Source organism: Staphylococcus massiliensis CCUG 55927 (assembly GCF_000298075.1).
GTDB lineage: Bacteria > Bacillota > Bacilli > Staphylococcales > Staphylococcaceae > Staphylococcus > Staphylococcus massiliensis.
This window is the reverse complement of record NZ_JH815597.1, coordinates 71,146-90,324: the sequence shown is the minus strand read 5'-3', so window position 1 is coordinate 90,324 and position 19,179 is coordinate 71,146. Positions and strand designations below refer to the sequence as shown.

The window sequence follows — 19,179 nt, the reverse complement described above, 5'->3', positions numbered from 1 at the left end:
TGACTATCTGTCACAACAACGTTTATCAAGAATTAACGTTGACATATTGTCATTCAGTTTTCAATGTTCTTAGTATATCTAAATGGAGCGGGTGATGGGAATCGAACCCACAACATCAGCTTGGAAGGCTGAGGTTTTGCCATTAAACTACACCCGCATTTATGAAATTTATTTGGTGCGGCCGAGAGGACTTGAACCTCCACGGGATCTCTCCCACTAGGCCCTCAACCTAGCGCGTCTGCCATTCCGCCACGACCGCTTACGTCGTTTGTTTTCTTAACTGCAACACAACTTATTGTAATATATTCTTAACGGAATGTCAACACTAAATTAATAATTTTAAAAATGCGTTAATGTTTCGTCGTTAATTTACTATATTATTTTTGCGACGCTATCTATATTACACCCTCGTCTATATAAAGTCAATAGGTCATTTCAACTTTTTTTAGAAAAAGTCTATATGATTGGATAAAAAGAGAGAACTATACGCATCATGCATATAGTTCTCCAAAAGAGCTCATCGAATTAACGTTAAGCACATCACTTATCGATGAACATGTTCCTTTATAATAAGTTTTCCTTTACACCTGCCGCATCTCATTTTTCTTGTATTAACCTTACGTATACGTTTAAAGGTTCGTTTACAATTTAAACATTGATAAATGTAATTAACACGGTCTTCATATTCTTCAGTGGGTTTACAATGTCGTTTAGCGCCAACTTTCTTGCATAATTGCTTAAAATCTTGGTCTCGATGTTGGTACCCCTTACCTTCTAAATGAAGATGATAATGACATAATTCATGTAGCACGATCTCTTTAACAGCTTGTTCTTTATAGACCTGATATTGTTTCGGATTGATTTCAATGTTGTGAGACTTTAGCAAATATCGACCTCCTGTGGTACGTAACCTAGCGTTAAAGTACGCTTTATGTTTAAAGGGCTTTTCAAAGAGTTGCAAGGAAAGTTGCTCAGTTAACGTTTGCAACGCTTGATCATTCATTAGGATCGACCATTGTTAGTGCGACTTTCTCTTTATCCTTATCAATATCAAGAATCCACACATCTACAATATCGCCCACGCTCACGATATCCATTGGTGACTTAACGAATTTCTTAGATAACTTAGAAACGTGAACGAGTCCATCTTGCTTAACGCCAATGTCGACGAAAGCACCAAAGTCTACCACATTGCGAACGGTACCACTTAATTTCATGCCTTTAGATAAATCTTCTAATGACAGCACATCTGATTTAAGGATTGGTGTATCGAATGCATCACGTGGATCACGGTTCGGTGCCTTTAAAGAGGCAATAATGTCTTCAAGAGTAGGCACGCCTACATCAAGCGTGTTACTCATTTCTTCAACATTCACATCACTTAACTTCTGCTTGATGTCTTCTGAACCGATATCCTCGATTGATAGCGACAGTTTGTCGAGTAACGCGTAGGTGATGTCGTAACTTTCAGGGTGAATAGATGTGTTATCTAGCGGTTCTTTACCATCAATAATACGCAAGAACCCGATACTTTGTTCAAAGGTTTTGTTTCCTAAACGCTTAATTTTACTGATTTCTTTATGATGCGTTATCGAACCATTTTCAATACGGTACGCGATAATGTTCTTAGCGATTTGTTTTGAGAGACCTGATACGTGTTGTAGAAGTGACTCTGAGGCTGTGTTAACGTTAACGCCAACTTGGTTAACGGCTGTTTCTACAACGAAATCAAGCGCTGATGTTAATGATTTTTGATTGACATCATGTTGATATTGGCCTACACCAATAGATTTAGGATCGATTTTAACGAGTTCACTTAATGGGTCTAACACGCGACGCCCAATTGAAACGGCACTTCTCTCTTCAACTTGAAAGTCTGGAAATTCTTGGCGTGCAATTTCAGATGCCGAATAAACTGACGCACCCGCTTCATTAACGATAATGAACTTAGCATCTAAGTTTTCTGCTTTGATTACTTCAGCTACGAATTGTTCTGTTTCACGACTCGCTGTACCGTTACCGATTGCAACGAGATCGATATCGTAGTCCTTAATGAATGACGTTAGAATCTTCGCTGCTTCTTGCTTCTTCTTAACTGGTGGGTGTGGATACATCACACTTTTAGCAACGAAAGTCCCAAGCGCGTCAATGACAGCTAACTTGCAACCTGTACGAAAGGCAGGATCGACACCAAGGATACGCTTTCCTTTTAACGGTGATTGTAAAAGTAAGTGTCTTAAATTCTCACTAAACACGTGTATCGCTTGTTCTTCAGCACGTTTCGTTAAATCTCCACGTACTTCTCTTTCAATTGACGGCCAAATTAAGCGTTTAATACTATCTTTAATCGCTTCCTGAATGAGTTCTGGCGCTTCATGATTTCGTTTAATTACATCTCGCTCAATGAAAGATTGAAAGCGTGTTAAATCCATTTCAAGTTTGACGTTCAGAACCTTTTCCTTTTCACCACGATTCATCGCGAGGATACGGTGGTTCGCTACATTCTTTATCGTTTCGCTGTAATCGTAATACATTTCATAGACTTTCTTCTCGTCATCAGCATTTTTCTTCACTTTACTTGTTATAAGTCCATGCTTGAACATATTTTGAAGCAGATTTTGACGATACTTAGATGTGTCAGAAATTTGCTCAGCGATGATATCTTCAGCACCTTTGATCGCATCTTCAACCGTTTTAACTTCGTCATTTAAGAATGCGTTTGCCTTCGTTTCAATCGCTTCATTTATTTTCCCTTTTAAAAGCCATTCGGCTAACGGTGCTAATCCGCGACGTTTAGCTTCTGTAGCACGCGTCTTTTTCTTTTGCTTATAAGGGCGATATAAATCTTCAACACGTTGAAGTTTCGATTGTTTTAAAATATCTTGTTTAAGTTCGTCTGTTAGCAAACCTTGTTGGTCAATATTTTTAATTACCTCATCTTTACGCTTTTGAAGTTGCACGGCGTATTGGTAATCATCTGCAATTTGTTTAATTTCAACTTCATCTAAACCACCTGTTTGTTCTTTACGATATCTCGCGATAAACGGTACCGTATTATTTTCTTCAAGTAGTTTTAAAGTTGATTCGATTTGTTTCGTTGTAAAATTGTAGTTTTGTTCGATTGTATGTATTAATTGACTATCCATAATGACCTCCACTTTCTTACTCTCCATTTTATCACAATCATTATGCGTGCTAAATGACTGTCACAGTCTCCTCACATATAAAAAATCAGCTAAGTCACCTTAGCTGATTCCAATTATTTATATGCTGCTTCTTGTAATTTTTTGATTGCAATGCGTTGTAAACGTGAAACATGCATTTGACTTAATCCAATACGTTCGCCAGTTTCCTTTTGACTAAGTCCTTCAATGAATGTGCATTGAATAATTTCACGTTCTCTATCAGATAGAATTGGTAGGATGCGTTCAAGAATCATACGCTTTTCAGTTAAGTCATAACCACCATCAGATTTACCCATGATATCTAGTAGGGTAACTGTTGAGCCATCTTTATCCGCTTCAATCGAATGGTCAACACTTAACGCATTGTAACTTTGACCCATTTCCATGGCTTCAAGTACTTCTTCATCGCTAACTTCAAGTTTTTGTGCGATTTCTGAAATTGATGGTGAGCGTTCTAGTTCATTTGTAAGCTCATCACTTACTTTTTTAATTCTTGGACCAATTTCTTTGATACGTCTTGGAACATGTACACTCCAAGTTTTATCACGTAAATAACGTTTGATTTCACCAATTACAGTAGGTACTAAAAATGCTTCAAATTTTCTCTCAAAAGATATATCAAAACGGTTAATTGCACCAATTAAACCAACCATTCCGACCTGAACTAAATCTTCATGATGAGATTGACCCTTTGAGTATTTGTACGCGAGGGATTCAATTAGCTTTTCATAATGCCTAACTAATTTCTCTTGCGCCTCAGGATTTCGTTCTTGTTGATGTTGTTTAATCCATTCATTTATTTGCTCAGGTGTTATTTCATTAACTGATTTCGACTCTTTCGCCATTATTTCGCACCTGCTCTTTTCTAATATACTTTATCATACTGATTGTCACGCCTCTATCTTTATCAACCGTCACTTCATCCATTAAAGATTCAATAAGAAATAATCCTAATCCACCTTCACGTAAGAAATCAATATTTTCATCATCAGTATATGGGCCAAGCATTTCCTTCGTTTCTTGGTAATCAAAGCTTTCGCCTTGGTCAGAAACGATGATTTTAATTTTATCATCAAATATTTCGAAACACAGATTAATTGTACCATCTCGTACGTCATCTGAATACGCATGTTTTACAGCATTTGTTACTGCTTCACTAACGGCAATTTTTGCATCTTCGATATCATCATATGTCGCACCAGCTCGTGAAAATACGCCTGAAAGCGTTAAGCGTATTAGGCTCACGTATTCAGCAGATGCTGGTAATCTCATTTCAATAAAATCTTTTTGTTGCATGCTAATCAACCTCCGTTCCTTCATTAACATGCATCAAATCACTCAAACCTGTTATTTCAAACAAGCGTTTGATACGATCAGATACACCTAAAATGTATAATTCTTTATCATTTTTATTGAGTGCTTTTAACGTTCCTACAAATAGTCCTAGGCCTGTGGAATCCATATAGCTTACCTTTTCAAGATTAACATGGATATCACGGTCGCCTTCTTGTCGCATAGGAACAAGAACTTCTTCGAGTTGTGGTGCTGTATATACGTCTAGCTCGCCTTCTACAAAAATTTCATAATGGTCTTCAAATTTATTCGTATCTATATTTAAGTTCATGTTAATAACACTCCTACCTAAGTTGTTTTCAAACGTTAAATACCCTTTTAATCAATCGATTAATCAAAAATGAATTAATTGACACGTTTAATTATTAAAATCGTTAAATCATCTTTTTTACCAGGATCTTGTAGCGTAAGTAATTCTTCATATAACAACTGTACAATATCTTGAGGATGCATGTGTTTATAAGCATGTATTATATTTAGTAAATACTTCTTATCAATAAATTCGCCATCAGGCTTTCTAATTTCTGTAACACCATCTGTGAAAATGATAACCATATCTTCAATATGTATCTTAATTTCATCTTGCTGGTATCTCGTCTGCTGACTAACTCCTAGTACACGACCTCGTACATTAATCTCTTCAAAGTCATCGTCTTCTGCTCTGAAAATGTAACCAGGTTCATGTCCAGCTGAACTACAGTATAAAATGTGATTCATTTCTTCATATAAGCCATAAAACATTGTAACGAACATATTGGTATTAACGTTCTTTTCAACAACGCGGTTTAAACGCTTGAGACCATCACTTGGTAATTGAGAATGACCATAAGAGTCCATTCCGAACTTAATCATACTCATGGCTAGCGCCGCTGGAATACCCTTACCAATGACGTCCGCAACAGCGAAACTCATCGTACCATCTTTATGGTCGATTAAGTTGAAGTAATCCCCGCTTACACGTTGTGCCGCGACTGAAATCACACCGATTTGAATACTATCAAACTGCGGAATTTCAGTTTTAAGCATCGTTTGTTGTAAACGTGCTGCTAAATCGACCTCTTTATCATGAACTTCAACACGGTCGATTAACTTTTTATAATCACGGTAACTATAACCGAAATATTTTACAATTTCATGTAAAATGTCGAAACTACGCTTAATGTCTGTTTCACTCAATTCACGCTCATCTACATATTCTCTATGTAATTTAACAATCTCTTCGGGTGGGATATCATCTTGTATTACATTATTTGCGAATTTTTTACAATCATCATAAATGCTTAAACCTGGATGATTGTTCAAATAATTATCTAATAACGCATGATAATAATCGACTAATTGAATACTCATATATCAACACCCTCCTTTCTTAACATTCAAAAAGGCTTTAGGTTATATCCTAAAGCCTATTAATGATGATTAGCGTGTAATCCTAAGCTGATTCTCAAAGCGTTATTAACTTCTTTCATTTTTTCATCTGAAAGATATGTTAATTTTTCCTTTAATCGTTTCTTATCGACTGTTCTGATTTGCTCTAGTAAGATGACTGAATCTTTATCAAGCTTGTATTTCCCCTTATCAATTTCCACGTGAGTGGGAATTTTAGCTTTGTTGATTCTACCTGTTATTGCTGCAACAATAACTGTTGGACTATATTTATTACCAGTATCATTTTGAATGATTACAACAGGCCTTACTCCCCCTTGTTCAGAGCCCTGAACTGGTGATAAATCAGCTAAGTAGACGTCGCCTCTTCTCATTATTCATCCTTATTTTCAGGAATCAAATATGATTCATTACAATCACATGCTTCACATTCCACAGGGAAGGCTTCAGTTGCTAGGGAGAGATTTAAATCCGCCATTTGGGCGTAACCTTCCTTAAGTGATTGTTCTAAGCTATGGTTTCTACTATGATTAAATGCTGACATAATTTAACCTCCATATCGAGCGAATCATTGAACATTTCATCTTCAATTTAACTTAATAATAACAAATCTTGTAAACGAAAACCATACTATTTTAACAATTCGTTATAAATTTCAAAGGTGTCACCAGTATGGTAAACCCGTGGGATTCTGCGTGATAAGTTACAAAGAATTTCGTAGTTAATCGTATTCTGAATGTCAGCTAGATGCTCTGCAGATTGCTTATTATTAGCGTGATGATCAAGCAGTATCGCTTCGTCGCCTGCTTTCACATTTTCTGAAACGCGCACTACAATTTGATCCATACAAACGCGTCCAACAACTTCACATTGTTCACCATTAATATTGACATAAGCACCTTGCATACATCTTAGGTAACCATCTGCGTAGCCAACTGGTAAGATGGCAATACGCATATCTTCTTCAGCTTCATATGTATGTCCGTAACTTACACGTTCACCCTGTTTAAGGTCTTTCGTTTGTAATACACCTGCTACCCATTGTGCACTAGGTCTTAAACGTAATGATGTATTTTCTTCGATGAATTTAGATGGATAGTATCCGTAAAGTGATAGGCCAACACGTACGGCATTACAAATAGGCGCATCGAAGCGTAAAGTACCTGCTGAGTTTTGAGCGTGAATGTATTCTGGCGTCTCATCTTGCTCGATGACTTTCTTAAAGCGTTTATATTGCTTCTTCGCTGAATCATCGTCTTCATCCGCACAAGCAAAATGCGTAAAGACACCTTCAAATATGAATCGGTCGGTCTTTTTAATCATTTTAATAACGTCATGATATGTATCAGGCTCTTTAATACCTAAACGATTCATACCAGAATCAATTTTAATATGCATCCATAATTTCTTTTTCTTCTTTTCATTGAGATGCGTGATCGCTTCTTCGAGCCACTCTTTTGAAGCAACTGTAATCGCAACGCGATGTTGAATCGCTTTATTAATAGATTCAGGTGGAATTACACCTAGAATTAATATTTTAGACTTAATACCGTGCATTCTTAGTTCTATAGCTTCATCTAGTGTTGCTACAGCTATAAATTCGGCGCCTTTATTTACAAGATGCTTCGCAACTTCAACACTACCTAATCCATAGGCGTTTGCTTTTACAACAGGCATCACAATTTTATTTGGATGTAGTCGTCCCAATGCTTGATAATTTGAATGAATCGCATCCAAATCTACATTTAAATAATTGGGTCTATAAAATTTTTGTGACAAATAAAGCACCTCCATAATATTTCAATTTCTATTATAAATCAGATACAACTATTTTTCTAATACGACCTGACTCATCGCGTAATGTTTCGTATGCGTAATCGAAACATGTACCTTAAAACCTTTAAACTTAATGACCGGTTTACCACGGTCATCATTTTCACAATGAATGTCCTTAAAGGCTACTTCTTTACCTATACCAGTACCATACGCTTTACTAAAAGCTTCCTTACAAGCGAAGCGCCCAGCTAAAAATTCAACTTGACGCTTTTCACTCGTAAACTTTAAAAAGCGTTCTAATTCCGCTTCAGACAATATGCGTTCTGGCAACCGTTTTTGACGCTTTAAGGTTTGTTTAATTTGATCAATTTCAACAAGATCTATGCCAATGCCATATATCACGATTCGTTACCATCCGTTTCATCTTTAGTGTCATTGATATACCCTTTTATTGTATTTTGTATACGTTTTGCTTCTTTTTTATTAAGGTAAATCAACTGCGTATTGCCGCCTGCTGTCGATAATGTAATATGTGCAACATCATATTTGCGCATGATAAATCCTTCATTAATATGCACGTTTTGAATTCGAAATGTTGGAATTTCAGCTTCTTTAATTTCGATAAAGCCTTTTCTTGAAAGAATCGTTCGTGGATTCACTTCATATAAGTTGACGTGATACTGAAACTTAGGATTTATAAAAAATGTCACTATAAAATAAAGTGCTATCGCTACAGAAATTAAAACTATGACTAATGTTGAGAAGAAAGGTGCTAAAAAGATGTGAAGACTAAGTAGTCCCCCAAATACAATGAGCATCAATAAAGTCTGTATAACTGATGTCACACGCATTACTTTAATTCCATTTCGATCCATCTTACCGCTATACATTGTGCTCACCTCGCTTTAAATACCATGCTTCGTAATGCTTAACTTTATCCGCATCTTCAAATCTCAATCCAGCAGTACTTAAGCCCATGCCATCAGCAATCAAGAATTGATAGTTGATTAATCCGGCACGCTTTAAGAATGGATGTTGGATTTGATTCATCTCTAGAATCTTATCGCGCTTGATATACGTTGTTTCTACACTGAATGCTTTAACATCTTGAATCGTAATTTCATCGTCTTCGATGGCTGAACCTGAATGCTTATTTGATATGAACGCATGAAATATTATCCATATACCTAAAACTAATGTTAATAACCAAAACCATGGTGACACAAAATAATGTAAAACAGCACATACTACGATCACCAATAATAAAGGTATTACGATACGGCGCGGTAGTGCCTTTCCTGGCATCCCCCTATTAGCAGCCTTAAATTGATAATTCGGCACGAGCGATTGACGAATTACTTCCATGTCCTTCTTCTTAATAAAAGGAAGGATTGGCACCTTACTCATATCTTGATTCACATCATTGATATCCATATCCGATGTAATGACGAATGATAAACTCGTATACCCCATTAGACTTCGAATGAATGAGCGTTCAACCTTCACTGCCTGAAGACGTTCTAATGGGACGGTTACCTGACGTACTTTAAACAGCCCATACTTCACAAAGAGGTGTGTGTCATCACGACGTAGCCTAAACCTAAAATATCTAACAAACGTAATCATTGAGCCTAGCACATAACTCGCAATTATGATTACAGCGACAATCATGAGAAGCGGAATGATAGGTAATATATGCGCGAGTACGCCAAATTGCTCAAATACTTTATCAACCATGTCATCTGGTAGCGCATTGAAAAGCGTTCCCAGAATCGGAGATAAAGCAGCTAACGCTACTCCAATTGCACCGCTAGTTAACGACATATAAATAAGATCTTTCTGACTTAAATGGTACACTTCTGTTTGCTTGACCTCATTGCGAGGTTCTTCTGAGGAAATTTCTGTCGATGGTGCCTCGCCTGTTAGACTGTCCTTTTGAGATTGAATAGCCTTTTGTATCGCTTGACTTTGCGACTTCGTAACCGTATCCAACGTGATTCCATCACTTGGTGTCTTAATTGATAGTCTTACGCCACCAACAATCTGATGAACCAAGTCTTGCGTCGTATCCATTGATTGAATACGTTTGATATTAAGTTCAGTGCGTGATTTATTCAACACACCCTCAGTTAATATAAAATATGAATCCTCAATCCAGTATCTCGTTTTGTACACTTTAAAGCCGTTGTAAATAAAAGAGACAAGTACTACGATGCTGTAAACGATAGGGATAATAAAGTCTGTCCAATCCTCCGGCCTTAATGATTGCGGATTAAGTACCATAAGTAAAATGAACGGGAAGAGATTCGATTTAATTGTTTTGAATAATCGAGATAAATACGAAATCCAATGTAATTTACCTGGCTTAGACATCACTATCCACTCCTTCCAAATATGCGATAGTCGCTTCTTGAATGCGTTTCGCCTCATCTTGATGAACTAGTGGAAATTTCACTTCGTGACCCGCTGTATAAATTGTGACCTTTCTAAGCTTGAAATAGCGCATCAAAGGCTTTGACGTCACTTTAATATACTGGATACGGTCTTGTTTCATAACTTGGTACTTTCGAAACCATAAATTCGAACGCACATAAATATTCTGAGCGTCCAATTGATATGTATGATAGACGTAATGCCGAATTGAATCGATAACAAGAAAAATTAAATCAATGATTAATAAAGCAGTCGCAACGTAAAAGACATACTCAGGCCACTCTAGTTGATGCTTGAGGAATATAACACCTAAGTAAATCAACACACCGAGTAAGAAATATAAGAATGATTTGATCACATAGTATGACTTAGCTACACGTGGACTTCTTTGAAATGTCATAAACAAGCTCCTTGTACTGAGATGGTTATATTATAACATGTATCTCATATATTTTAGTTTCTGAATTTAATTTCGTGACTCTTTATATAAATCTTTCAACAAAAAAGACGCAAGATAACTTGATACATTATCTCACGTCTAAATAATTGAAAAATATTCTATATGATTAACACATTACGTGCTGCATTTATTTCTTATGGTCTGCGAATGTACGACCTTTTAAACGTTTACTTTCACGCTTCTCTTTTTTAGCTGGCTTTTTGTTAAAAGGCTTGTTAGATGGACGACGTTTCTTATCGAACTTATTATTACGTTTACCACCACGACGTGCGTTCTTCTGATGACGGCTCTTACGCGCAAGTGGCTTTTCAAATGTTAATTGAACTTCAACTTCGTCATTAGACTCAACTAACTCTTGAAGTAATGACGTTACAAGGTTTTCATGATCATATTGATCTAATAATTGTGACGCAATTTGTTCTAAACGTGGTTCGTTCTCTTTGTCAATCCAAGTTTGTACTTTGTTCTTGATGTCGTCTTCACGTGCTTTTAATACTTCCTTACGGTGTGGCGGACGAAGCGCACGCATTTGACGTTTATTTACCGTTTCAATTTGGCGAATGTAATCCATTTCGATTGGGTTAACGAATGTTACCGCGCTACCCTCTTTACCAGCACGACCTGTACGACCGATACGGTGCGTATAACTTTCTGGGTCTTGAGGAATGTCGAAATTGTATACGTGACTCACACCTGAAATATCTAATCCACGTGCAGCAACGTCCGTAGCAACTAAAATATCAATTTGGTCGTTCTTAAATTTCTTTAACACTTCTAAACGCTTAGCTTGTGTGATATCACCGTGTAAACCTTCAGCTTTATAGCCTTTAGATAATAATGCACTTGTTAATTCATCAACACGGCGTTTTGTACGACCGAACACAATCGCTAATTCAGGTTGATGTACATCTAAGAAATTAGTAAATGTTTCGAACTTCTCAAGTTCTTTAACAATTGTATAATATTCATCGATCTGAGGATCTGACATTTCATTATTCATCGTCTTAATGATTTTAGGTGATTTCATGAACTTCTGAACAAGCTCTTGAATCGCTTTAGGCATTGTCGCAGAGAACAACATCGTTTGACGTTGTTCTTTAGGTAATTTACTCATAATATAACGCATATCATCAATGAAGCCCATGTTCATCATTTCGTCTGCTTCATCTAGGATTAACGTATGGATATCATTCGTTTTTAACGTACGGCGATCTAAATGATCAATAACACGGCCTGGTGTACCTACAACAATTTTAGGACGACGTTTCAGCGTTTTAATTTGGCGATCGATTGGCATACCACCGAATACTGTCGCAACTTGAACATTTTGTCCTTTACTAAATTCACGAATCTGTTCTGCAACTTGCATCGCAAGCTCTCTTGTAGGGGCTAGAATTAATGCTTGAATACCCTCTTTATCGACTACTTTCTCAATTAATGGAATCCCAAACGCACCTGTTTTTCCTGTACCTGTTTGGGCTTGACCTAATATATCTACACCTTCAAGTGCATAAGGTATACTGTCATTTTGGATGGGCGTCGGTTCTTTAAAGCCCATAGCTTCTAGGGTTCCAGCCGTCTTGTCTGAAATCCCTAATTCTTTAAAATTTTGCAAGATAATTCTCCTTTTTCTCCGTTCTATAATTAACGTGTTTCGTATATATAAAATTTCTTCAACTTCTATATAGTACCACCTTAGATTTAATATCGCAATCAACGATGACCTTAGTCGGAATAATTTTCCCCCTTGAAAAGCCCTATCCAATTACGACGCGACTCTAACGCTTATAAACAAGCCTTAGCTATAACAACAAATAAAAGCCTGGGACATCGTTAAATCATCCCAGACTTATGATTAAATGAACTTATCGTACTAAAAATTTATTTCAAAGCTTCCACTACTTCTTCAAGTTTCATGCCGCGTGACCCTTTGACTAAAATGACATCTTCAGACGATAGTTGCGCTTTCAATGTTTCAATGAGCTCTGTTTTATCCGTAAAATGCGCACATTGATTCACATGGGCTTTTCCTGAATGAGAAATGGATTGAGAGGCATCACCAAACGTATATAAGACGTCAATTCCCTTGCCATCAAGATACGTACCCACGGAGGCATGCATCGCTTGACTATCAGATCCTAGTTCAAGCACATCGCCAAGAATCAAGATACGGTTACCTTTCATATTCGCCAATGTATCTATCGCTGCTTTCATGCTCGTAGGACTCGCATTATATGCATCATTAATCACTTTCGCACCGTTATCAAGCGTTGATTGTTCCATACGCATGCCAGTCAATTGAAGCTTACTTAAGTTAGTTTGAACGGCTTCTTGAGGTACGTTAAAGAACTCTGAAATGACGATAGCATAAGTCGCATTCTTCATATTGTGCGCGCCAAGAATTGGTAAGTCATACGCCGTCTTGTCATTAACCTCAAATGTGATACCTGACTCGTGCACTTGAGCGATACGGCATTGAACCTTATTGTCTGATTCAATACCAACACTCACTTTATGAAAGCCATCCGCTTCACGCACAAGTGGTTCTAATAGCGGTTCATCACCATCGTATACAAGTAAACCATCAGATTTCAGTCCAGATACGATTTCGAACTTAGCTTTCGCAATGCCTTCTCTAGAACCAAGGTCTTGCATATGTGATTCACCGATATTCGTTATAACGGCAACGTCCGGTTGTGCAATGTCAGATAATAATTCAATCTCGTTAAAACCTGACATACCCATTTCTAGAATTGACACTTCCGTATCTTGGTCTAAATCAAGAATTGTTAACGGCATACCGATTTCATTATTGTAGTTACCTTGCGTTTTCTTAACTTTGAATGTAGAAGCTAAGACATTCTCGATAATATCTTTCGTCGTTGTTTTACCATTAGAACCTGTCACCGCAACAACTTTAGGGTTAACATGCTTTAAGTATGCTTTAGCAAGTTGTTGTAAAGCTGTAAGCGTGTCTTCAACATAAATGACTGGCTTATCCTTTGGTACTTCGTATGTAGAGCCCTTTTCATAAAAGGAAGCGCCCGCACCATCTCCAAAGGCTTGTTGAATGAATCGATGTCCATCCACATTCTCCCCTTTAAAAGGAATAAACAGCATACCTTTTTCAATTTGGCGCGAATCAATCGTCACGCCTTCAATACTTTGATCTAAAAACTGTGCTTCAATGTCACAATCTATCCATGCTTTAATATCGCTTAAAGTAACTTGAATCATGTTTTAACCTCAATCAATTTTGTATTTGTTTTGTTGTTTATCTTCGTAACGTGCTTTAGCAAGTTCAATTAAACGTGTAATTAAATCTTGATAACTTAAGCCCATGTTCTCCCATAAGCTAGGGTACATACTGTAAGCTGTGAAGCCAGGCATCGCATTCGTTTCGTTAATGAAGATTTGTTGGTCTTCTGTAACGAAGAAATCAGCACGTAATAAACCTGAACAATCCGTTGCTTTGAATGCTTCTACAGCCATATTACGAAGTGTCATTTTAGTATCTTCGTCAAGATCTGCAGGAATTGATAGTTCAACTTTGCCGTCTTTATATTTAGATTTATAATCATAAAATTGAACGTCTTTAACAACTTCACCAGGCCAAGTTGTTTCAGGATAGTCGTTACCTAATACCGCTACTTCAATTTCGCGTGCGTCAATCCCTTGTTCAATCACAAGTTTACGGTCAAATTGAAATGCTTCGATAATACCTGCTTTTAATTCATCTTCATTTGTACACTTACTAATACCTACACTTGAACCTAAGTTAGCCGGCTTAACGAATACAGGAAATTCTAATTTATCATGTACTAATTTAATAATATTATCTTGGTACTTTTCATACTCGCTACGTAAGAAACTCACATATGGTAATTGAGGTAATCCACGATGTGCAAATAATTGCTTCATCACAAGTTTATCCATAGAACTTGATGCAGATAATACACCATTACCTACGTACGGGATATCAAGCACTTCGAACAGACCTTGAATCGTGCCGTCTTCACCATTAGGTCCATGAAGTAATGGAAATACTGCGTCATATTTTTTGCCTTCACTGCTTTTCAGTAAAAGTTCAGAGATGGCACCTTCTTCAACATCGTTTAATTTTAATGTCTCAATATCTTTGATTTCATCAGTGATATTTTCTTTCTTTTTCCATTCACCATCATTCGTGATGAAAATAATATCTACCATATATTTAGATTTATCAATCGCATTTAAAACGTTTTGTGCTGTAAAAATAGAAACCTCATGTTCAGCACTTTTTCCTCCGTAGATGATACAAATATTTTCTTTACTCATCCGACTTCCTCCATAATATTAAGCTTAAATTATATTTTAGCATGATTATGAGGTGATATGCATGTAAGAAATATTCTTATTTTAGTAATTCTCTTTATAGCAAATTACTGTGTTCTACTGTACAATCATATTATAATTATTAAAGAGAAATCGTTTTTAAAGGAGTTCCTTATGAAGTCTATTAAAAAGTTAGCGAATAAGAGTATTTTCAAACGTATTGATTGGGTGCTCATTGGCCTGTTAACAACGCTCTGTGTGATCAGCGTCATTATCATTAATTCAGCCATGAGCGGCGGACAATATAGTTCAGACTTCGGAGTTAGACAGATTCTTTATTACATACTCGGTGGCCTCATCGCTTATGCGATTATGATGGTATCACCGAAACGACTCAAAGGTATGACTTACATACTATACGGAATCTTGATGATTCTACTTTTAGGTTTACTCATTTTACCGAGTACACCACTTACCCCGACTATTAATGGTGCTAAAAGTTGGTATAAACTAGGACCCATAAGTGTACAACCATCAGAATTCATGAAGATCGTTTTAATACTAGCTTTAGCTAAAGTCGTCTCACAACATAATAAATTCACATTTAATCGCTCACTTGAGACAGATGTTAAATTGATTCTTAAGATATTAGCTGTCGCAGTACCACCAATGTTATTCATTCTCCTACAGAATGACTTAGGTACAACACTAGTTATTTGTGCGATCTTAGCTGGAATCTTTATCGTTAGTGGTATTTCCTGGAAGATACTCGGACCGATATTTATCACAGCGATTGTTATCGGTGCTTCGTTAATCTTATCCATCATTTTCAAACCGAGTCTTCTTGAAAATATTTCAGGTATTAAAACTTACCAACTAGGACGTATTAATTCTTGGCTTGATCCTTATACATTTAGCTCAGGCGACGGTTATCACTTAACCGAATCTTTAAAAGCCATAGGTTCAGGACAACTTGTCGGTAAAGGTATCAATTCTGGTGAAGTTTACATTCCAGAGAACCATACCGATTTCATCTTCTCGGTTATAGGTGAAGAGCTTGGCTTTATTGGATCAGTTCTAATATTACTCGTTTTCTTAGGTTTGCTGTTACACCTTGTAAGATTAGCTTTAAAGAATAACTCAGCGTTCAATAAAACATTCATTATTGGTTATACTGCTTTGTTACTTTTCCATATCCTTCAAAATGTGGGTATGACGATACAACTACTACCGATTACGGGTATTCCATTACCTTTCGTTAGTTATGGTGGTAGTGCTCTATGGAGTTTAATGACCGGCATCGGTGTTATCCTATCGATTTACTACCATGAGTCAAAACCATATGAACCTAACAAAGCATTTTCAAGATTAAAGAAATAGACATTAGAAAAAGGTGCATCATACATAATAGACCATGTACGGTGCACCTTATTTTTGTAATGAAATAACGTCATTCCATTTCTTAGAACGCCTTGTACCTTCAAAAAGACCTACAATTATTTTAATTGATTCGTTGAAGTACTTGGTAAGGTTCTCATAATCTCTAGTCGTGATTTTGTCTTTTTGATATTAACGCCTAATGATGATAAAAGTTTCACTACATTTTGAACTTTATCTTTATTTTTGCTCATATCAACACCTCAAATTCGCTCCAGATTATCTTTATTCTACCCTAATTTGCGTCATATAACTACCCAATTTCAAAATTTTCATACTTTATTAACAAATTATTGAACAAGAATTTAACTTTTTGCAGAAACTAACAGATATGTAACCATATTAAAAAGGTCTGTGACCTTAATGAATTACGCGTCACAGACCTCATTGAATCGATTAAACAACTTCGTATCCTGCGTCTTCAATAGCACCTTTAATACCATTAATTGAAGCTGGATCTTCAAAAGATACAACTACTTCATCTTTTTCAGGTGTTGCTGTTACTTTCTTAACGCCTTGTAAAGCACCTACTGATTGCTCTACCGCTTGTTTACAATGTGCACAGCTCATGCCATCTACTCTTAAAACTTCTTCGTTCATGATATTCACTCCTAAGATATAATATTATAACCTAAATCATAGACTTCTTTTTCTAAAGTATTGAGATTAGCAGGTGTTTCAAATGAGATATCAATTGAAGTCTCATTCACATTAATCTCTTTAACACCAATTAACGCCTTTAAATGAGAAATAATTTGTGCTTCATCGTCGTGCGTTAACGTGTTTGAAACTTTAATCGTTGCTTGTTGCATAAGGTTCACCCTAATCTTTCATTAACTTATTAAAAGTTACAAGTAATTCTTCCATAGCCTCGTTTTGTTGACCATCTTCAATCTTATGAAGGATGCAACTTTTCATGTGATGATCTAACAATTTAGTTGCTACACTATTGAGCGCTGAACGTGTTGCTCTAATTTGTGTGAGCACATCGTCACAATAAACATCCTCATCAATCATTCGATTTATCGCACGCACTTGACCTTCGATACGATTCAATCTTGATTTAAGATTAGCTTTAACTTCTTCAGAATGTTGAGCTTTATCTATATTTGACATGATTGCACCCCTACTCATCGTTTATAAATTAATTTTATCCTTGTAGTAGCAGGTGGTCAAGTGCTTGAACATGCGATTCATGGTACAATATTTTCATTAGAGGCGTTTGATTTGTGATAAAACACTTCTATTTAAGATATACCCCATTACACTATTTTAAAATGTCTTCCAAAGAAATTTGTAAAAACAATCAGGAGGTCAGACATGGTAGACTTATACGGCTTATCTGTGTCTCATACAAATTTGGTGTTTAATATCATCTTGATATGCGCCTTTATTTTAAACTTAGCCTTTGCTTTTACGATTATTTTTATGGAACGTAAAAGTGCTGGATCAATATGGGCTTGGTTATTAGTTCTTGTTTTATTTCCAATCATTGGATTTATTCTTTATTTGCTTTTCGGCAGACAAATCCAAAATCGAGACACATTTAAGGTTAATGAAGAAGATAAAATTGGTTTAGAAGATATCGTAAATGAACAATTAGAAGCATTAATGAATAACGCTTATACGCAACGCGAGAAACATCTTGTTCACTATCGCGACATGATTCAAATGTTGTTATTTAATAACTCTGCGTTCTTTACAACATCTAATGAAGTTCAAATATTTACGAATGGTAATGATAAATTTGAAGCGCTTTTAAAGGATATTAAAAATGCGAAAACATATATCCATATACAGTATTATATCTTTAGAAATGATTCGTTAGGTAATCGTATCATCGAGGCTTTAACAGAAAAATTGGAAGAAGGTTTGGAAGTTAAAATGCTTTATGATGATATGGGTTCACGTGTACTGACGATGCGTGACTTTATGAAATTTAAGGCTAAAGGCGGTAAAGTAGCTGCTTTCTTCCCATCAAAATTACCGCTCATTAATTTGCGCATGAACAACCGTAACCACCGCAAAATAGTAACAATAGATGGTGAAATTGGATACGTTGGCGGGTTTAATGTAGGTAATGAATACCTCGGTTTATCTAAGAAATTTGGTAATTGGCGTGACACACACCTTAGAATACATGGTGATGCGGTTAACGCGCTTGAATTACGTTTTATAACGGATTGGAACTCTCAATCATCACGTGACAGCATTAATTACGACGATAAATATTTCCCTGATGTCGATGTGCATACTACAACAGGCATTCAAATCGCTTCAAGTGGACCTGATGAATCTTGGGAACAAATTAAATATGGTTACATGAAGATGATATCTATGGCTAAATCATCTATCTATATTCAAACACCATATTTCATCCCAGACCAATCGTTCATGGATGCGATTAAGATTGCTGCACTTGGCGGCGTTGATGTTAAAGTGATGATACCATGTAAACCTGATCACCCCTTTGTTTATTGGGCAACGTATCAAAACGTCGCTGATTTATTAGAGGCAGGCGTTAAGGTATATACCTATGAAGATGGTTTCCTACATTCAAAGGTTGTACTCATTGATGATGAGATAGCAAGTGTTGGTACAGCAAATATGGATCATCGTAGTTTCACTCTTAACTTTGAGGTTAATGCCTTTCTTTATAGTGAATCGATAACCCAACAACTTCGTGAAGCATTTGAAAAGGACCTTGAAGTATCAAAACCTCTTACTCAAGAACGCTACGAACAACGTGGCACTATAATCAAAATCAAAGAAGCTATGAGTAAACTTATATCTCCAATATTATAGAAAAAGACGCGACTATCGAAGTCGCGTCTC

Annotated in this window: 22 protein-coding genes and 2 tRNA genes; 2 read left to right on the top strand and 22 right to left on the bottom strand. The window is 36.3% G+C overall.

What is annotated here, in order from left to right:
* Positions 1-83: 83 nt before the first annotated feature.
* From A33S_RS0111485 to A33S_RS0111400, 18 genes are all read right to left on the bottom strand, one after another.
* Positions 84-157, bottom strand: a tRNA-Gly gene (locus A33S_RS0111485).
* Positions 158-173: 16 nt separating this feature from the next.
* Positions 174-259, bottom strand: a tRNA-Leu gene (locus tag A33S_RS0111480).
* Positions 260-544: 285 nt separating this feature from the next.
* Positions 545-1,003, bottom strand: a complete 459-nt coding sequence (locus tag A33S_RS11935; RefSeq protein ID WP_026049021.1) for a SprT family protein — start codon at positions 1,001-1,003, stop codon at positions 545-547.
* Positions 996-3,146 (bottom strand): Tex family protein, encoded by a 2,151-nt coding sequence (locus tag A33S_RS0111470; protein ID WP_009383888.1) that lies wholly within the window; start codon positions 3,144-3,146, stop codon positions 996-998. The genes A33S_RS11935 and A33S_RS0111470 overlap by 8 nt, the downstream gene beginning before the upstream one ends.
* A gap of 113 nt (positions 3,147-3,259) precedes the next feature.
* A complete protein-coding gene (gene sigB / locus A33S_RS0111465) occupies positions 3,260-4,030 on the bottom strand; it encodes an RNA polymerase sigma factor SigB (protein ID WP_009383889.1) in 771 nt (256 codons plus the stop codon).
* Complete coding sequence (gene rsbW / locus A33S_RS0111460; protein WP_009383890.1) at positions 4,005-4,481, bottom strand: anti-sigma B factor RsbW; 477 nt, start codon at positions 4,479-4,481, stop codon at positions 4,005-4,007. The genes sigB and rsbW overlap by 26 nt, the downstream gene beginning before the upstream one ends.
* Before the next feature lies 1 nt (position 4,482).
* Positions 4,483-4,809: an anti-sigma factor antagonist gene (locus A33S_RS0111455; protein ID WP_009383891.1), complete on the bottom strand. Its 327-nt coding sequence runs from the start codon at positions 4,807-4,809 to the stop codon at positions 4,483-4,485.
* 74 nt (positions 4,810-4,883) lie between these two features.
* Positions 4,884-5,888 carry a SpoIIE family protein phosphatase gene (locus A33S_RS0111450; protein WP_009383892.1) on the bottom strand — a complete coding sequence of 335 codons (1,005 nt, stop codon included), beginning with the start codon at positions 5,886-5,888 and terminating at the stop codon, positions 4,884-4,886.
* Between the two features lie 59 nt (positions 5,889-5,947).
* Positions 5,948-6,301 (bottom strand): type II toxin-antitoxin system PemK/MazF family toxin, encoded by a 354-nt coding sequence (locus tag A33S_RS0111445; protein WP_193765466.1) that lies wholly within the window; start codon positions 6,299-6,301, stop codon positions 5,948-5,950.
* Positions 6,298-6,468: a type II toxin-antitoxin system antitoxin MazE gene (gene mazE, locus A33S_RS0111440; protein WP_009383894.1), complete on the bottom strand. Its 171-nt coding sequence runs from the start codon at positions 6,466-6,468 to the stop codon at positions 6,298-6,300. Before mazE ends, A33S_RS0111445 begins: the two co-directional genes overlap by 4 nt.
* 86 nt (positions 6,469-6,554) lie before the next feature.
* Entirely contained in the window at positions 6,555-7,703 is a 1,149-nt protein-coding gene (gene alr, locus A33S_RS0111435; RefSeq protein WP_009383895.1) for an alanine racemase, read from the bottom strand.
* Positions 7,704-7,751: 48 nt separating this feature from the next.
* Positions 7,752-8,102 (bottom strand): holo-ACP synthase, encoded by a 351-nt coding sequence (gene acpS / locus A33S_RS0111430; RefSeq protein WP_009383896.1) that lies wholly within the window; start codon positions 8,100-8,102, stop codon positions 7,752-7,754.
* Positions 8,099-8,590, bottom strand: a complete 492-nt coding sequence (locus A33S_RS0111425; protein WP_009383897.1) for a PH domain-containing protein — start codon at positions 8,588-8,590, stop codon at positions 8,099-8,101. Before A33S_RS0111425 ends, acpS begins: the two co-directional genes overlap by 4 nt.
* Positions 8,583-10,073 carry a PH domain-containing protein gene (locus A33S_RS0111420; protein WP_009383898.1) on the bottom strand — a complete coding sequence of 497 codons (1,491 nt, stop codon included), beginning with the start codon at positions 10,071-10,073 and terminating at the stop codon, positions 8,583-8,585. Before A33S_RS0111420 ends, A33S_RS0111425 begins: the two co-directional genes overlap by 8 nt.
* On the bottom strand, positions 10,066-10,533 hold the full coding sequence (locus A33S_RS0111415) for a PH domain-containing protein (RefSeq protein ID WP_009383899.1): 468 nt from the start codon (positions 10,531-10,533) through the stop codon (positions 10,066-10,068). The genes A33S_RS0111420 and A33S_RS0111415 overlap by 8 nt, the downstream gene beginning before the upstream one ends.
* A gap of 187 nt (positions 10,534-10,720) precedes the next feature.
* Positions 10,721-12,208: a degradosome RNA helicase CshA gene (cshA, locus tag A33S_RS0111410; RefSeq protein WP_009383900.1), complete on the bottom strand. Its 1,488-nt coding sequence runs from the start codon at positions 12,206-12,208 to the stop codon at positions 10,721-10,723.
* A gap of 266 nt (positions 12,209-12,474) precedes the next feature.
* Positions 12,475-13,830: a UDP-N-acetylmuramoyl-tripeptide--D-alanyl-D-alanine ligase gene (locus A33S_RS0111405; RefSeq protein ID WP_017176880.1), complete on the bottom strand. Its 1,356-nt coding sequence runs from the start codon at positions 13,828-13,830 to the stop codon at positions 12,475-12,477.
* A gap of 9 nt (positions 13,831-13,839) precedes the next feature.
* Positions 13,840-14,910, bottom strand: a complete 1,071-nt coding sequence (locus A33S_RS0111400) for a D-alanine--D-alanine ligase (RefSeq protein WP_009383902.1) — start codon at positions 14,908-14,910, stop codon at positions 13,840-13,842.
* Positions 14,911-15,081: 171 nt separating this feature from the next.
* Here A33S_RS0111400 and A33S_RS0111395 point away from each other — a divergent pair, with 171 nt between their 5' ends.
* A complete protein-coding gene (locus A33S_RS0111395; RefSeq protein ID WP_009383903.1) occupies positions 15,082-16,287 on the top strand; it encodes an FtsW/RodA/SpoVE family cell cycle protein in 1,206 nt (401 codons plus the stop codon).
* A gap of 116 nt (positions 16,288-16,403) precedes the next feature.
* Here A33S_RS0111395 and A33S_RS12595 read toward each other — a convergent pair whose 3' ends face one another.
* The 4 genes from A33S_RS12595 to csoR all read right to left on the bottom strand — a co-directional run bounded on the left by A33S_RS12595 (position 16,404) and on the right by csoR (position 17,460).
* Complete coding sequence (locus A33S_RS12595) at positions 16,404-16,538, bottom strand: Lmo0850 family protein (protein WP_009383904.1); 135 nt, start codon at positions 16,536-16,538, stop codon at positions 16,404-16,406.
* A 202-nt stretch (positions 16,539-16,740) separates the two neighbouring features.
* Positions 16,741-16,944: a copper ion binding protein gene (locus A33S_RS0111385; RefSeq protein WP_009383905.1), complete on the bottom strand. Its 204-nt coding sequence runs from the start codon at positions 16,942-16,944 to the stop codon at positions 16,741-16,743.
* 11 nt (positions 16,945-16,955) lie between these two features.
* The gene (gene csoZ, locus A33S_RS0111380) at positions 16,956-17,156 is read right to left on the bottom strand and encodes a putative copper chaperone CsoZ (RefSeq protein ID WP_009383906.1); all 201 of its coding nucleotides are present in this window, start codon (positions 17,154-17,156) and stop codon (positions 16,956-16,958) included.
* A 10-nt stretch (positions 17,157-17,166) separates the two neighbouring features.
* Positions 17,167-17,460 (bottom strand): copper-sensing transcriptional repressor CsoR, encoded by a 294-nt coding sequence (gene csoR, locus A33S_RS0111375; RefSeq protein WP_009383907.1) that lies wholly within the window; start codon positions 17,458-17,460, stop codon positions 17,167-17,169.
* Positions 17,461-17,664: 204 nt separating this feature from the next.
* On the opposite strand from csoR, the gene cls reads away from it, so the two are divergent.
* Positions 17,665-19,149: a cardiolipin synthase gene (gene cls, locus A33S_RS0111370; protein ID WP_009383908.1), complete on the top strand. Its 1,485-nt coding sequence runs from the start codon at positions 17,665-17,667 to the stop codon at positions 19,147-19,149.
* The last annotated feature ends 30 nt before the right edge of the window (positions 19,150-19,179 follow it).

Bases quoted from the DNA above. Each gene is read 5' to 3' on its own strand.
- cls (WP_009383908.1), top strand. From the start codon at position 17,665: ATGGTAGACTTATACGGCTTATCTGTGTCTCATACAAATTTGGTGTTT.
- A33S_RS0111455 (WP_009383891.1), bottom strand. From the start codon at position 4,809: ATGAACTTAAATATAGATACGAATAAATTTGAAGACCATTATGAAATT.
- rsbW (WP_009383890.1), bottom strand. From the start codon at position 4,481: ATGCAACAAAAAGATTTTATTGAAATGAGATTACCAGCATCTGCTGAA.
- sigB (WP_009383889.1), bottom strand. From the start codon at position 4,030: ATGGCGAAAGAGTCGAAATCAGTTAATGAAATAACACCTGAGCAAATA.
- A33S_RS0111415 (WP_009383899.1), bottom strand. From the start codon at position 10,533: ATGACATTTCAAAGAAGTCCACGTGTAGCTAAGTCATACTATGTGATC.
- A33S_RS0111400 (WP_009383902.1), bottom strand. From the start codon at position 14,910: ATGAGTAAAGAAAATATTTGTATCATCTACGGAGGAAAAAGTGCTGAA.
- csoZ (WP_009383906.1), bottom strand. From the start codon at position 17,156: ATGCAACAAGCAACGATTAAAGTTTCAAACACGTTAACGCACGACGAT.
- A33S_RS0111470 (WP_009383888.1), bottom strand. From the start codon at position 3,146: ATGGATAGTCAATTAATACATACAATCGAACAAAACTACAATTTTACA.
- A33S_RS0111405 (WP_017176880.1), bottom strand. From the start codon at position 13,830: ATGATTCAAGTTACTTTAAGCGATATTAAAGCATGGATAGATTGTGAC.
- A33S_RS0111385 (WP_009383905.1), bottom strand. From the start codon at position 16,944: ATGAACGAAGAAGTTTTAAGAGTAGATGGCATGAGCTGTGCACATTGT.
- csoR (WP_009383907.1), bottom strand. From the start codon at position 17,460: ATGTCAAATATAGATAAAGCTCAACATTCTGAAGAAGTTAAAGCTAAT.
- A33S_RS11935 (WP_026049021.1), bottom strand. From the start codon at position 1,003: ATGAATGATCAAGCGTTGCAAACGTTAACTGAGCAACTTTCCTTGCAA.
- A33S_RS12595 (WP_009383904.1), bottom strand. From the start codon at position 16,538: ATGAGCAAAAATAAAGATAAAGTTCAAAATGTAGTGAAACTTTTATCA.
- mazE (WP_009383894.1), bottom strand. From the start codon at position 6,468: ATGTCAGCATTTAATCATAGTAGAAACCATAGCTTAGAACAATCACTT.
- A33S_RS0111395 (WP_009383903.1), top strand. From the start codon at position 15,082: ATGAAGTCTATTAAAAAGTTAGCGAATAAGAGTATTTTCAAACGTATT.
- A33S_RS0111450 (WP_009383892.1), bottom strand. From the start codon at position 5,888: ATGAGTATTCAATTAGTCGATTATTATCATGCGTTATTAGATAATTAT.
- A33S_RS0111420 (WP_009383898.1), bottom strand. From the start codon at position 10,073: ATGTCTAAGCCAGGTAAATTACATTGGATTTCGTATTTATCTCGATTA.
- A33S_RS0111425 (WP_009383897.1), bottom strand. From the start codon at position 8,590: ATGTATAGCGGTAAGATGGATCGAAATGGAATTAAAGTAATGCGTGTG.